Annotated in this window: 9 protein-coding genes; 6 read left to right on the forward strand and 3 right to left on the reverse strand. The window is 67.1% G+C overall.

Features of this window, described 5'->3' with window-relative positions; translation table 11 throughout:
• Positions 1–187: 187 nt before the first annotated feature.
• Positions 188–778, reverse strand: a complete 591-nt coding sequence (locus F0U63_RS15380) for a DUF417 family protein (RefSeq protein ID WP_395846665.1) — start codon at positions 776–778, stop codon at positions 188–190.
• 205 nt (positions 779–983) lie between these two features.
• Here F0U63_RS15380 and F0U63_RS15385 point away from each other — a divergent pair, with 205 nt between their 5' ends.
• Both F0U63_RS15385 and F0U63_RS15390 read left to right on the forward strand, forming a co-directional pair.
• Entirely contained in the window at positions 984–1,517 is a 534-nt protein-coding gene (locus tag F0U63_RS15385; protein WP_395846666.1) for an RNA polymerase sigma factor, read from the forward strand.
• A gap of 648 nt (positions 1,518–2,165) precedes the next feature.
• Complete coding sequence (locus tag F0U63_RS15390; RefSeq protein WP_395846667.1) at positions 2,166–3,809, forward strand: cellulase family glycosylhydrolase; 1,644 nt, start codon at positions 2,166–2,168, stop codon at positions 3,807–3,809.
• A gap of 64 nt (positions 3,810–3,873) precedes the next feature.
• Here F0U63_RS15390 and F0U63_RS15395 read toward each other — a convergent pair whose 3' ends face one another.
• Positions 3,874–4,830, reverse strand: coding sequence for a hypothetical protein (locus F0U63_RS15395; protein ID WP_395846668.1), 957 nt, complete (start codon positions 4,828–4,830; stop codon positions 3,874–3,876).
• 146 nt (positions 4,831–4,976) lie between these two features.
• On the opposite strand from F0U63_RS15395, the gene F0U63_RS15400 reads away from it, so the two are divergent.
• The 3 genes from F0U63_RS15400 to F0U63_RS15410 all read left to right on the forward strand — a co-directional run bounded on the left by F0U63_RS15400 (position 4,977) and on the right by F0U63_RS15410 (position 10,076).
• On the forward strand, positions 4,977–5,855 hold the full coding sequence (locus F0U63_RS15400; protein WP_395846669.1) for an aldo/keto reductase: 879 nt from the start codon (positions 4,977–4,979) through the stop codon (positions 5,853–5,855).
• A 498-nt stretch (positions 5,856–6,353) separates the two neighbouring features.
• Positions 6,354–9,161: a protein kinase gene (locus tag F0U63_RS15405; RefSeq protein WP_395846670.1), complete on the forward strand. Its 2,808-nt coding sequence runs from the start codon at positions 6,354–6,356 to the stop codon at positions 9,159–9,161.
• Between the two features lie 54 nt (positions 9,162–9,215).
• Complete coding sequence (locus F0U63_RS15410; RefSeq protein ID WP_395846671.1) at positions 9,216–10,076, forward strand: hypothetical protein; 861 nt, start codon at positions 9,216–9,218, stop codon at positions 10,074–10,076.
• Between the two features lie 64 nt (positions 10,077–10,140).
• Here F0U63_RS15410 and F0U63_RS15415 read toward each other — a convergent pair whose 3' ends face one another.
• Positions 10,141–12,072, reverse strand: a complete 1,932-nt coding sequence (locus F0U63_RS15415; protein ID WP_395846672.1) for a glycoside hydrolase family 5 protein — start codon at positions 12,070–12,072, stop codon at positions 10,141–10,143.
• 374 nt (positions 12,073–12,446) lie between these two features.
• On the opposite strand from F0U63_RS15415, the gene F0U63_RS15420 reads away from it, so the two are divergent.
• Positions 12,447–14,117 carry an amidase gene (locus F0U63_RS15420; RefSeq protein WP_395846673.1) on the forward strand — a complete coding sequence of 557 codons (1,671 nt, stop codon included), beginning with the start codon at positions 12,447–12,449 and terminating at the stop codon, positions 14,115–14,117.
• Positions 14,118–14,169 lie beyond the last annotated feature (52 nt).

The raw sequence follows: 14,169 nt of genomic DNA on the forward strand, positions 1-14,169 counted from the left end.
GTCGTGCCCCCCATGGCGACTTTGTTTCGGAAATCCTAGCCGGGGTGCTCTCCACCGGGTCACGTCGAGTGGCTTGAATGGATACTCGTGAACAGCGCGAAGGACAGACAGGGGCGCTGCCCGAGGATGGCGCGCGGGTGCGCGGAGGGGAGGTCCACGGGCGGGTGCCAGGGTTGGGAGTGGGGATTCAGCCGGGGCGGGTGGGTGGGGTGCGCCGGGCAAGCGCGACGCGCGCGGAGTCCGTCATGGTGACGAGTGCCGCCCCCAGCATGATGACATCCTTGATGACGAGGCGGCCCCGCGCGCTCAAGTAGGGGAAGCCGGATTGGCCGTCACCGAGGTCTGGTACCCACGTCTCGGGTGTCGTCACCAGGAAGGACAGGGTGACGAGTGACATCCCCGCGACCAGCAGGCCGCCGATGAAGCCGAGCTCGGGCTTCCACGCGTGGGCCGCCACCAGGAGCCCGAGCAGGACGATGGCCGAGCCGAGCCCCCATGCGAAGCGGTAGGTGCCGTTCGCCTCGTGCCAGCGCCGGTTCGCCTCCACGAGCTCTCCTTCCTTGTTCATGTGGGCGCGGTACTCGGACGGCGGAGCGCTGTAGAAGAAGCTCATCACCGGGCTGTTGGCGACGAAGGGCACGATGCCGTCGGCCTCGTAGGGGAAGGCCTTCAGGCCTCCAATCCACAGCAGGACCGTCACCAGGCCCAGCCGCAACATCGTCATTCCGAACCGCTCGGCCCCAGCGGCGAAACGCAACACCCGCTCGAATGCGTACATACCGTGACTCCTCATCGTCCGCGGGCGGGCAGGAGGTGCCCTCGTGTGCGGACTCGAGGGGAGAGGTCGCGACCACGCAGGGAATTACACGGCCGTTTCTGGCGAGGGGCTTTTCTCTCCCTGGGCCTGACGGTGGACGTGTACAGTCGGCGCGTCATGGCCTCGCCACAGCGCCAATGACCCTTCTTCCCCCCGACGAGTTTCCATGAGCAAGCCTTCCGCAGAAAACCTCCCCTTCCTTGGTTGGGTGTCCGAGCTCACGCGGACGCAGGTGCACGCCCTGACGCGCATCGCTCGCCACGAGGGGCTGTCCGCCGAGGATGCGCTCGATGCCATCCAGGAGGCCTTTCACACCTACCTCCTGCTGCCCCACGCACGCGCCTTGTCGGACGATCGCGAGGATTCGCGGGCATTGCTCTCGGTGTTGGTGCGCAACACGGCGCGCAACATGCGCCGGCGCCACCACCGTGCGATGCCCCATGAAGACGTGGACACGGTGCAGGCGCTCTCCGCGCCGCAGCCCACGGCGGACGAGCTGCTCGTGCTCGCCGAGGACCACGTGAAGCTTCGGGGCTGCGTGAACAAGCTCAACCAGGTGCAGCGTCAAGTGGTCACGATGCGCATGCTGGAGGAGGTGAACGGCGCGGAGGTGGCGCGCGAGCTCTCCCTCACGCCGGGTCACGTGGCCGTGCTGCTGCACCGCGCGAAGGCGGAGTTGCAACGCTGCGTCATGTCCTGACGGCGTTCCTCCGCGTACACCGCGCCTTCAACCGCTCTGCTCCTCGCCAGTCCACGGCTCCTCGGGCTCTCCGTACGAAGAGCCTGGATCGGCATGACTGTCCTGCATCCGACATGTCCTGGAAGAGACGGTTTCGCTTGAATTTCTCCACAAACTGGTTTCAGTTACTGTCATTGTTGCTTCGCGTTTGGTGGGGCGGACTCGGCGGTAGCGCCCCAAATCCCACGAACCACTGGAGGATGCGCCTCATTGCCATAAGCCCGGAATTTTCTTTCAACCAAAAATGACAACGTTACGATTCGTTTCCACCCCTCTCGTATTCGCGCGGGACGCATCACACGGGACGTCACGGGGATGAGCGCCTCACGTCTCAGGGGCCATCGAGCTGGAATTTTTCCATCAACCAGGAATGACAACGTTGCGATTCGCTGACCCCCTCTTGTGACCGCGGAGCCGTCATCACTCGGGACGAAGAGGGGCTTACCCCAGGGAGAGGAAGAACAATGCTGTCAAGAATAGCAGACCCATGGCGGGTCCATGCCTGCCATTGCGAGTTGTCTCGTTTGGGCGCGGTCTTGGACTGAGCTGGCAACCGCTCTCGCGCACGTTGTGGAACACGTCTCAATCACTCGCTTCTGGAGACACCTCATGTCCCGACAGATTCTCCATGCTGATACCCGTAGTGCCTGGTTCTGGTGGCGAAGGCTCCTCACCACCGCGGCCACCGCGGTGCTGACGGCTGTGCTCTCCGTCCTCGCGCCCATTAGCGCCGCCCATGCGGCTGGCGGCGGCTTCCATATCGCCAACGGCCGGCTCATCGACGCGAACGGCAACGACTTCATCATCCGCGGTATCAGCCACCCGCACGCGTGGTTCCCGCAGAGGACCAGCGCGTTCGCCGACATCAAGGTGGTGGGGGCCAACAGCGTCCGCGTCGTGCTGAGCGGTGGCCGGTGGACGACCAACACGGCCAGCGACGTGGCGAACGTCATCTCGCTCTGCAAGCAGAACCGGCTCATCTGCGTGCTCGAGAACCACGACACGACGGGTTACGGGGAGCAGGGTGGCGCCTACAGCCTCGATCAGGCCGTCGACTACTGGCTGAGCATTCGCAGTGCGCTGGTTGGTCAGGAGGCCTACGTCATCATCAACATCGGCAATGAGCCGTATGGCAACACCCTCTACACGGAGTGGGTCGGGGCGACCATCGGTGCCATCCAACGCCTGCGGAATGCTGGGCTGACGCACACCCTGATGATCGACGCGCCGAACTGGGGGCAGGACTGGTCCAACACCATGCGGGACAACGCCGAGGAAGTCTGGGAGGCCGACCCGCTGAGCAACTCCATCTTCAGCGTCCACATGTACGGCGTCTACAACACCCCCTCGAGGGTCAAGGACTACCTCGACGCGTTTACCAGCCGGGGCCTGCCCATCCTCGTGGGCGAGTTCGGGTGGTACCACTCCGACGGAGATCCGGATGAGTTTACCCTCACGGAGTACACCACGCTCCAGGGGCTCGGCTACATGGGCTGGTCGTGGAGCGGCAACGGAGGGGGCGTCGAGTACCTCGACATGGTCACCAACTTCAACCCGGCCAGCCGCACGGACTGGGGCACCTGGCTCATCACGAGTGCCAACGGCCTCGAGGCCACCTCCGTCGAGGCCTCGGTCTTCGGAGGAAATGGTGGTGGCGACACGCTGCGCCCGACCGCGCCCGGCAACCTGACCACGACAGGCACGACGTCGAGCAGCGTGTCATTCGCGTGGAGCGCCTCGACGGACAACGTCGCGGTGACCGGTTACGATGTCTACCGCGGCTCCTCTCGAGTGGCGACGCTCCCCAGCACCCTGCTGTCGTACACGGACACGGGGCTGTCGGCGAACACGGCTTACAGCTACAAGGTGTATGCACGTGATGCCGCTGGGAACGTGAGCGATGCGTCCAACACGGTTTCCGCGACGACCCAGTCCTCCGGGGGAGACACCGGCGGCTGCACGGCGACCTACAAGTCCGATAGCGAGTGGGGCTCCGGCTTCGGCGCCACGGTGACGGTGACGAACACCGGGACCACCGCGACCAAGGGCTGGACGGTGAGCTGGACCTTCGGTGGCAACCAGCAGATCACCAACATGTGGAACGCCACGTCGACCCAATCCGGCGCGAGCGCCACGGCGCGGAACATGAACTACAACGGTGTCCTCCAGCCGGGGAGCAGCACGAGCTTCGGCTTCCAGGCGACGTATTCCGGTTCCAACACCGCCCCCACCCTGACCTGCACGGCCAACTGATGGAGCCCGTGGCTGGGAGGGGTCGAGATGGGGTCCCTCCCGGCCCGGCTGACCTCCGCGAGGGTCATTCGCCCGTGACCACCTGACAGTCGTGCCAGCCCGTGTCCTCGCGGGGAGGGCTACAGTGGAGCAGGGGCGCGGATGCCTTGTGGGAGCCGGGTCGCGGCTGGACCTTCTTGGAGAGCTTGCAACTCGGAGCGTTGGGGTCGCGCCACTCGCAGGTGGCCGTCGTCATGCTCTCGAGGGGCATCCACTTCGCGACCCGGCTTTTGTTCTCGTCGCATACTTCCTCCTCGGGGCCCGGCTTGATGCAGCGGAACGCATACCTCGCCTCGCTGCTCAGCGGCGCCAGCCGCTCACACCACCGGCGCACGAGCCGCTGGCGGCACTTCTCGTCCGTGGCGGCATGCGGCGTCTGGACGAGTTCGAACGTGCGAAGGTCCTTGGTCTGTCCCACCGCGACGGCGCGGCCAGGCTCGCTGCCCAGTCCCTGGGTCCAGAAGGCGCGCTGAGCCGCGTGGGCCTGGCGCGCTTCATCCCCGAACAGGAGTGGTGCGCGTGTGACGGTATCCAGCTCGCAGGGTTTGCAGGTCACGACCTCACGCCGCAAGGCCGAGGGAGTGACTGGAAGTTTCCCCGTGCGAAGCCATTGCAGCTCCACGTCGTCCGCCAGGGCCCGCCGGGTTCGTGAGCACAGGTTCACGACCGTGGGTCCGCCCTGGGCGTACACCAGGTAGTCGTTTCCCTTCTTGAACGGATAGGCGCAGGTTCCACCACCGCCGGACGGAAGCCGGAGCCGGGTGCCCACCGCGAGCTCGCCCTTGAACACCTCGACCACCTCCACGGCCGCGCTGCCACTGCGCAGCCCATCGGCGGCCTGGGCACGGGCGAAGTAGATGTGGCTCGCTGCCTCGTGGGCGGTCCGAAGTGCCTGGGAGAGGTTCGTGTCGGTGGGTTGAGTCAAGCAACGGCAGGCCCGTGACACCTGGGGCCACAGTCCGAACACAATGCCGAGCGCCATGACGGCCAGTCTCGTTCTCATGGCCCCCGACTAGCGCGAAACCATTTCCCGGGCCACTCGCATGAGGAGCCGCCGGGCGTCCTGCGCCGAAACCGATTTCCTGCACATGCATCTACTCGGGCATTCACAGCACGGAGGAAGAACCCATGAGTGGTACCTCGACGCGTCCCGCGGAGAAGAGCGGCACCTTCAAGCTGGGGGGCGACCTGCCCATCCATCGTCTGGGCTACGGCGCCATGCAGCTCACGGGCCCTGGCATCTGGGGTCCGCCCAAGGACCGCGCGGAGGCGGTGCGCGTGCTGCGCCGCGCGCTGGAGCTGGGCGTGAACTTCATCGACACGGCGGACTCCTACGGCCCCTACTACAGCGAGGAGATCATCGCGGAGGCCCTGCACCCCTACGCCAAGGGCGTGGTGGTGGCGACCAAGGCGGGCCTGGTGCGCACGGGGCCGAATGAATGGCACCCGGTGGGCGCGCCGAAGTACCTGCGCCAGCAACTGGAGCTGTCGCTGCGCCGGCTGAAGCTGGAGCGCATCGACCTGTACCAGTTGCACCGCATCGACCCGAAGGTCCCGGTGGAGGAGTCGCTGGGCGAGCTGAAGGCGTTGCAGAAGGAGGGGAAGATCCGCCACATCGGCCTGTCCGAGGTGTCGGTGGAGGAGATCCAGCGGGCGCGCAAGGTGGTGGACATCGTGTCGGTGCAGAACCGCTACAACCTGGTCGACCGCGTGCACGAGAAGGTGCTGGACTACTGCGAGAAGGAGAACCTGGGCTTCATCCCCTGGTTCCCGCTGGCGACGGGCGGCCTGGCGAAGCCGGGGAGCACGCTCGACTCCGTGGCGAGGAAACACGACGCGACCCCCTCGCAGATTGCCCTCGCCTGGCTGCTGGCGCGCTCGCCGGTGATGCTGCCCATCCCGGGCACGTCCTCCGTGAAGCACCTGGAGGAGAACCTCGCGGGCGCGGAGGTGAAGCTCGGCAAGGAGGAGCTGGCCGCCGTGGACGCGCAGGCGTCGGGCCGCTGAGCCGCGTCCGTCACTGGAGCAGCCCCTGGCTCAGGGACTCGGGGCGCTCCACCACCGCCATCACGCTCCCTCTCGCGGATGTATGTCTTTGCCTTTGCTTTTGTTTCGCGCTGGCATGGCCCACGCGACCCGCTCGGCTGGCAGGGTGTTGAGTTGAACGCAGCAAGGTGCCTCTCAGGGCAATCTCCCTTGCCGCGCCTCCCCCCTTCTCATACGCAGACAAGCTCGCGATGGATGCGCCCTGAACGGGAACCGCCAACCCAGGGGGCTCGTACCGAATTCAGACAGTGCTTGGTGCTGCCCGCGGCTTGGAAGTCAACCTTCCGACAATACACGGAAAACGCGGTATTCTGGTGGGGGTTTGGTGCCATCGTCCATTCAGCGAATCGCTGATGGGTCCCCCGCGAGGGGGTTCCTATCCTAGGTCCTCCTCTGCCGTGACTCCTGGGCGCTTGTCGTTCCTTGCTGGGCAGGAAGAGCCGACTCAGGAGTGCCCCCATGCAGAAGAATGACAGTCAAAGCATTTCCGAGTTCACCTCGGCCTACATGCAGGAGTTGGACGCGCCCTCTCCCGGCCGCCGGAGGATTCCCCCGTCCCTGGCCGCGCGGTACGAGGACATCCGCCTGGCGGGTGAGGGCGCGATGGGGGTTGTCTACCGGGCGGTGGATCCACGACTGGGCCGCACCGTCGCGCTGAAGTTGCTCAAGAATGATAATCCCGCGCTCATCCAGCGGTTCCTCGCGGAGGCGCGTTCCCAGGCGCGCCTCCAGCATGAGCATGTGTGTGGAGTGTACGAGGCCGGACTGGCGGAGGACGAGCCGTACATCGTGATGCAGTACATCGATGGGATGCCGCTGTCGCGCGTGCGCGAGCACATGACGCTCGTGCAGCAGGTGAAGCTGCTCCAGGAGGTGGCCATGGCGGTGCACGAGGCACACCACCTGGGGATGATCCACAGGGATCTCAAGCCGGGAAACATCCTCGTCGAGCAGCGCGGGGACGGAACGTGGAAGCCCTACGTCGTGGATTTCGGCCTGGCGCGTCAGGTCGCCGAGCAGGGAACGACCCAGACGGGCGAGGTCCTCGGGACGCCGGCCTACATGTCGCCCGAGCAGGCCAATGGAGACGTGCGCCAGCTCGACCGCCGCTCGGACGTGTATTCGCTGGGGGCCACGCTGTACGACGTGATCGCCGGACGGCCCCCCTATGTCTCCGAGCACCCGTGGCGGTTGCTCTTGATCTCGGCCATGGAGGATCCGCCTCCGCTGGGACAGGTGAAGCCGGGTGTTCCGAAGAACCTCGAGACCATCGTGATGAAGTGTCTCGAGCGCAATCCGGCGCGCCGCTATGACTCCGCGCGGGCGCTCGCGGAGGATCTGCGGCGCTCCCTGGACGGCGGGCCCATCCAGGCGAAGCCGGCCTCCTGGGGGGAGCGCCTCCAGAAGACGGTGCGCAGGAACAAGCTGCTCACGGGGGTGCTCGGGACACTCGTGTTGGGGGTGCTCGGGGCGGGCGCCGTCTGGGTGGGGGCCCAGCGGCGTGCGGCGGAGCAGGCGCGGCTCGCCCGGGAGCTGGGCGAGAGCGTGAAGGAGATGGAGCTGTTCCTGCGCGCGGCGTATGGGCTGCCGCTCCATGACGTGGAGCGGGAGCGGGACGTGGTGCGCGCCCGGCTCGGGGAGATCGAGCAGCACCTGCGCGCCTCGGGCGACGCCGGACTGGGGCCCGGGCATACCGCGCTCGGATTGGGGCAGCTCGCGCTGGGCGAGCCCACGCGGGCCCGGGAGCACCTGGAGAAGGCGCTCGCGGCCGGGTACACGTCGGCGAACCTCGAGTATGCGCTGGGGCGGGCGCTCGGAGAGCTGTACCGGCGCGCCCTGGAGGAGACCCGGCGCATCACCGAGCCGCGGGAGCGGCGGCGGAGGGTGGCGTTGCTGGACACGTCCCTGCGCCAGCCGGCGCTCCTGCATCTGCGGGCGGCCATGGGGACACGGCTCGAGGTGCCCGAGTATGTGGAGGGGCTGATCGCGCTGTACGAGGGCCGCCACGATGAAGCGATCGCCAAGGCGAAGGCGGCTTTCGGCAAGGCGCCCTGGATGTACGAGCCGAAGAAGCTCGAGGGCGATGCGCTGTATGCCGAGGGCAGCAAGTACCGGCACGACGCGGCGTTCGACCACGAGAAGATGAAGGGTTATTTCGATCGGGCCGTGGAGGCGTACCGGGTGGCGGCGGAGATGGGCAGCAGCGATCCGGCCATCCACCGGGCGCAGTGCGAGCTGTGGGAGAAGCGGGGGTGGGCGGACTACTCGCGACGCCTCCCCCCCGGTCCCGCGTTCGAGGCCGCCGAGGCGGCGTGTGGCCGCGCGGTGCGCGCGAGCTCGAGGGACGGAGGTGCCGGGGTGCAGCGGGCGCTCGTGCTCCTGGCGCGGGCCTTCGTGGGTGGCACCGACATCCCGGGGGGCGCGCTCCCCCTGGTGGAGGAGGCGCTCGAGACCGCCGAGGCGGAGCGGAGCGCTCGCCCCCAGGATGTCCTGTCCCACTACGCCGTGGCTCAAGCCCTCTACCTTCGGGCTCGGCTCCTGGAGGAGCAGGGGGGTGAGGTGTCCCTGGCGCCGGCCATCGCGGCGTACCAGCGGGTGCTTTCCCTGGAGCCGGGCTTCACCTGGGCCCACAACGAGCTGGGGGATGTGTACTTCCGGGAGGCCAGGCGGCTCGGCGCGCGGGGAGGGGAGGCGGCACCGCTGCTGAAGAAGGCGGTGGAGCAGTACACGCGGGCCCTGGAGCTCGATCCCGGCTTCGCCCTGCCCGTGGGCGGTCTGCTGGATGCCGCGGCGACCCGGCTGGAGGCGGAGATCGCCCGGAAGCGAGAGGCGCCCGAGGCGCTCCAGGCGCTCTCCCAGGCGCTGGTCCAGCTGGAGAAGTCAGGCGCCACGCCGTGGGTGCTCGCGCTGTGGAAGGCGCGCGCGTACCGGCTCCGTGCCCACCATGAGTTGGTGCTGGGCAGGGATCCCCGTGCGGTGTTGGCGTCGCTTTTCGAGGTGATTCGCGCCGCCGCGGGGGAGTCGCCAACAGAACCCTGGCTGTTGGAGGAACTGGTCCTGGGCCATGTCCTCGAGTCCGAGGGCGAGCGGCTTCTTGGGGGGAATCCGGCGGTGTCCCTGGAGCGGGGGCGAGCCCTGGTGCGGGAGCTGGGCGAGGTGGACGGAGCGCGGGCCACGGAGACCTGCGAGTTGGCGACCCGCTTGAGTCCAGTCCTGGCCCAGGAGTGTCAGCGTTTCTTGAACCCGCCCCAGACGTCTGTCCGATAGCGCCTGGACATGGCGCGGCCATTCCCTACCCGCATCACTCACTTGGAGGTTCACATGCCCATGTGGCGCGCATGTCGTCTGTTCCCCGTACTCGTCGTGGCCTGCTTCGTCGGATGCGGCGGTACCGCGGAGGCGCTGGAGCAGGGCCTGTCTCTCGCGAGCGTCCATCAGGTTATTGAAGGGGGGACCTATGATCGCCCCCCACCCAATGGTTTGAATGGCACGTCACCTTCCTGCTTCTGGGCACATGGGACCCAGCAGGTGCTCCGATCCATGGGAAGCGCCGCGCTCGATCAGGGGGCGGGATACCTGCCGAGCATTCCCTTGAGCCTGGTCTCCTCGTCCTGCCGGCACGTGCTCCGCTCCGCGGTCGAGTGCGCGCTCACGCCAGAGCAGTCCGTGCGAGATCCCGTGACGGGTACGCTGTACACGGGGTGGTGGGGACTCGCTCCCTCGTGGCTGGGAGACGTGCTGGATACCCCGGGCCGCCGGTATGTGACGGCGTGCATGGTCCAGCGGTTGAACTTCTATGGAACCTCCGTTCCCATCCTGCTGGAGGGCGCTCATCCCTCCATCACGCACAGCACGGCCTATGCTTCCCAGTATCCCATCGAGGAGTCGACCGTCTTTGGTGACCTCTTCTCGTCCGCCACGCCCCTGCTGGGCCTGTTGCCCGCCTTCAACGTCTTCGTCTGCTGGGAGTCTTTGTTACCCCAGTCGTGTGGCCTGTTGGGACTGCCGCTGCTCGAGCAGAGGATTTGTGACGATGCGCCGCTGTGTGGCCTCCTGCCAGTGGGGCCGTGTGCGCTGTCCTGTGAGGGATCCGGGCCTTATTGGAAGTGCCGGCCGTACCTGCTCGCTCCGCCCTGGACGGAGACGGTACGGGTGAAGCTGGAGACCTCCAGCTGCCAGTGAGCTTCATTGGCGGGGGGCGGCTCCAGGACATGAGGCCCGGAGCCGCCGCGCGGCGGATTTCCGCTCAGGGATTGCCGCGGTGCCGCTCGATGACGGCGGCCTGCGACAGCGGCTTGAACACCGGCTCCAGCTCGTAGGCGTTGAGGATGTTGCAGGCGGGCAGCTTCTCCCAGCTTCCAGAGGCCCACATCGTCGCGCCCATGCCGATGCCGTCCAGGAACTCGAGGAACTCCTCACCGTCCGCTTCCCAGGCGCCCTTGTCGTTCGGGTGCATCTGCGTGCTGGGCCAGCCGTACTCACCGATGAAGCCCTGGGTGCCCTGGGCCGCCACCCAGTCGGTGAAGGGCTTCGCCCGCGCGATGGTGTACGCGCCCACCGACGCAAGGCCCTTGCTCCGGGCCTCCGCCAGATACACGTCGTGATGGGACCGGTACTTTCCGCCTCCGTCATCCGGGTACTCGGGGTGGTCGAGGGCGTCCATGTAGATGTGCGCGTGATACATGGTGTTGTTGTATTTGTCGGTGATCCACTTGCTCGGGTGGTTCCTCGGCCACTCCTCCGTCGAGCTCCACGAATAGCCTTCCACCATGATGAGCGTGCTGTCGTTGTTCGTATAGCGGAGCTTGTCCACCGCCGCCTGCGAGTAGAGCTCCCACTGCCGCGGAGGTTTGATTTCACCGGTCCGCGTGCCCTGGCTCACCTGGTCGACGTAGAAGACGTGAGAGGCGCCGGCAGCCGTCCCGTCCACGATGAACTGGATGCCAATGAGCTTGTAGCTGGCCCACAGCGCCTCGTCGGGGTTGAAGTACACCCGGTTCTCGATGCCCTTGGTGATGGGGAACTCCTCGCCGAAGTAGTTCGTCAACCAGTCCATGGAGGTCATCACCATCCGGGCACGGACCGAGCCGGGCGTCGCCGTGGGCACGAAGACCTTCGCCTGGAAGGTCCTCCCGTTGGTGATGGAGGTGGACTTCGTGCTCGAGTACAACCGCGCGCCGAAGACATTGTTGTCCTGCTTCGCGGCGGTGCCGGAGAGCTTCATCGAGCCCTGGCCGCCACGCGCCTCCCGGACGACGCCCTCGGTGCTCTGGGCAACCCAGCCCTCCAGGCCCGGCTCGAAGCTCGAGATGGAGATGGCACTCGACAGCGTGCCCTCGGCGGCGGGCAGGTCATGGGGCTCGTTCATGATGTCGTACGCGTAGACGGCCGAGTACGCCCGGGCGTCCGCCTTGATGGCGGAGGCGATCAGGCTCCAGGCGTTCGCGTACTGGGCGCTGGTGGGCCCGCCCGCCTCCCCGAAGGCTCGCGTCACCCCGCCGGACGTGTAGCGGCCGTAGTTGTGCATGTCGACGATGACCTTGAGGCCCACCGCGTATGCATCCTGGAGCGTCTGCAACAGCAGGCTCTTGTAGGCTGTATCCAGCCCCTTGTTCAGGTCGGGCTGGATGCGCTCCCACATGAAGGGGATGCGCACGACGTCGTGGCCACGCTCCTTCAGGAACCGCAGGGACTCGAGGGTCGGCTTCGAATACGTGGTGCCGTAGGTTCCGGGGAGCACGTGGCCGGCATTGCCCAGGTCCATGAGGTTGATGCCCCGCCGGTAGCGCGAGGGCCCGCTGTTCACGTGGAACGTGTAGTTGTCCACCACCCTCCCGGCCTCGAAATAGACGATGGTGCCCGCGGCGTTGGTCGCCTTCGTCATCCAAAGGTAGTCACCGGGGACGAGGGTGGTGGGCCCCGTACGGGTGTACGGCTTCGTCTCCCCGGCGGAGAAGCTCTGTCCCGTCACGACCTGTTTGTGGACCGCTGAAGGAGAGATGCCACCCGAGAGCGTGTATGGCCGGATCTCGAAGGTGATGGTGACGTTCGACACGGCTTCCGGCGACTGCATGCCGATGAAGAACTCAACGCTCTGTCCCGAGTGGACGTCCCTCGGCCCGACCCGGGCGCCTCCATTCGTGAAGGTGAGGGCGCTGGCCGGCAGTGGCGTGCCCATGAGGAAGAGAATCGAAGAGAGCAGAACCCAATGAATGGCACGCAAATGCAACGTTACACCTCTCCAGTTCAGGCGCACGGACGCGCGGGACACATGGCGACACCCGCTTGCCTCACGCGCGAAGCGAGCCAGAGCCCGTCGCCAGGGACTCCTCGAGGCATCCACCAGAAGGCGGCTTGTACTGTTATGGCATGAATTGCATGATATTGAAAGCGTCTTCAGCGCGGGCACATTGCTATTCCTCAATCCGAGGGAGTCGAGTCCACGTTGTTGGCGTCCTTGTCTGGCTCTGATGGGTGGCGCCTGTCGCTTCTCCTTCCTCACGGAGAGTGCGATTGCGGCCCATCGCGCGCGCTGCTGTAGTCACGCGCCTCATGAAGAAACCCACTCCTTCCTCCGGGACTCCCCGGGAGCTGAGCCGCCGCACGTTCCTGGGTGGCGCGGCCGTCGCCAGCACGCTCGTGGCCCTGGATGTCCAGGCCCAGCCCTCCGCGAACTCCACCCCTCCCGCCGCTCCGCGCGGCTCGGCCTTCGAGCTGGAGGAGGCCACGCTCGCCGGGCTTCAGGCGGACCTGACGTCGGGGAAGCACACCGCGCACGGCCTCACGGAGCGCTACCTCGCGCGCATCCAGGAAATCGACAAGGGAGGCACCGCGCTCGCATCCGTCATCGAGCTCAACCCGGACGCGCTCGCCATCGCGGCGGCGCTCGACGCGGAGCGCAAGGCGAAGGGGCCTCGGGGCCCGCTGCACGGCATTCCCGTGCTCATCAAGGACAACATCGGGACGGCGGACAAGATGCAGACCACCGCGGGCTCGCTCGCGCTCGTGGGCGCCGTGCCCTCGCGGGATGCGTTCGTGGTGGAGCGCTTGAGGGCCGCCGGTGCGGTCATCCTCGGCAAGACGAACCTCAGCGAGTGGGCCAACTTCCGTTCCACGCACTCGAGCAGTGGTTGGAGCGGGCGGGGAGGGCAGTGCCGCAATCCCTACGCACTGGACCGCACGCCGTCGGGGTCGAGCTCGGGCTCGGGGGCGGCCACGGCGGCGAACCTGTGCGCGGTATCCGTGGGCACGGAGACGGATGGCTCCATCGTCTCGCCCTCGGCGGCGTGCTCGCTCGTGGGGCTCAAGCCGACGGTGGGGCTCGTGAGCCGCTCGGGCATCGTGCCCCTGTCGCACACCCAGGACAGCGCGGGCCCCATGACGCGCACGGTGACGGACGCGGCCGTGCTTCTCGGGGTGCTCGCGGGGGTGGATCCGAGCGACGCGGTGACGGCCGCGAGCCAGCGCCATGTGCAAGCGGACTACACGCGCTTCCTCGACGTGAACGGGTTGAAGGGAGCGCGCATCGGCGTGCCGCGTGAGCGGTTCTTCGGCTACCACCCCGCCACGGACGCGCTCATCGAGCGGGCGTTGGACGTGCTGAAGGCGCGGGGCGCGGAGCTCATCGAGGCGCCCATCCCCTCGGCGGAGAAGCTGGACGAGCCAGAGTTGGAGGTGCTGCTCCACGACTTCAAGGCGGACATCGAGGCGTACCTCGCGGGGCTGGGGGAGCGGACGCGGCTGAAGACGCTGGCGGATCTCATCCGGTTCAACGAGGAGCACCGGGACACGGAGCTGGCGTGGTTCGGTCAGGAGCTCTTCCACCAGGCGCAGGAGAAGGGGCCGCTGACGGACAAGAAGTACCGCAAGGCGTTGGAGGCGTGCCGGAAGCTGTCGAGGGAGCAGGGCATCGACGCGGTGATGGCGAAGCACAAGCTGGACGCGTTGGTGGCGCCGACGCAGGCGCCTCCGGGGCTCATCGATCTGGTGAACGGAGACCACTGGCTGGGAAGCAGTTCCACGCCGGCGGCGGTGGCGGGCTACCCGAGCATCACCGTGCCCGCGGGTTACATCGCCGGACTGCCGGTGGGCCTGTCCTTCATCGGGAAGGCCTGGAGCGAGCCCACGCTGTTGCGGCTCGCCTTCGCCTACGAGCAGGCCACGAAGCATCGCCGCCCGCCCACGTTCGCCCCGACGGCGGATCTGCGCGCCGCCAAGGTGTAGCGGTCGGGCCTGGTTCGGTGGAGCAGGGCTGGGCGCCGTGATGGAGCAGACA

Source organism: Cystobacter fuscus (genome assembly GCF_044360685.1).
Taxonomy (GTDB): Bacteria; Myxococcota; Myxococcia; order Myxococcales; family Myxococcaceae; genus Cystobacter; species Cystobacter fuscus_C.

Bases quoted from the DNA above. Each gene is read 5' to 3' on its own strand.
- F0U63_RS15380 (WP_395846665.1), bottom strand. From the start codon at position 778: ATGTACGCATTCGAGCGGGTGTTGCGTTTCGCCGCTGGGGCCGAGCGG.
- F0U63_RS15385 (WP_395846666.1), top strand. From the start codon at position 984: ATGAGCAAGCCTTCCGCAGAAAACCTCCCCTTCCTTGGTTGGGTGTCC.
- F0U63_RS15390 (WP_395846667.1), top strand. From the start codon at position 2,166: ATGTCCCGACAGATTCTCCATGCTGATACCCGTAGTGCCTGGTTCTGG.
- F0U63_RS15395 (WP_395846668.1), bottom strand. From the start codon at position 4,830: ATGGCGCTCGGCATTGTGTTCGGACTGTGGCCCCAGGTGTCACGGGCC.
- F0U63_RS15400 (WP_395846669.1), top strand. From the start codon at position 4,977: ATGAGTGGTACCTCGACGCGTCCCGCGGAGAAGAGCGGCACCTTCAAG.
- F0U63_RS15405 (WP_395846670.1), top strand. From the start codon at position 6,354: ATGCAGAAGAATGACAGTCAAAGCATTTCCGAGTTCACCTCGGCCTAC.
- F0U63_RS15410 (WP_395846671.1), top strand. From the start codon at position 9,216: ATGCCCATGTGGCGCGCATGTCGTCTGTTCCCCGTACTCGTCGTGGCC.
- F0U63_RS15415 (WP_395846672.1), bottom strand. From the start codon at position 12,072: ATGGGCACGCCACTGCCGGCCAGCGCCCTCACCTTCACGAATGGAGGC.
- F0U63_RS15420 (WP_395846673.1), top strand. From the start codon at position 12,447: ATGAAGAAACCCACTCCTTCCTCCGGGACTCCCCGGGAGCTGAGCCGC.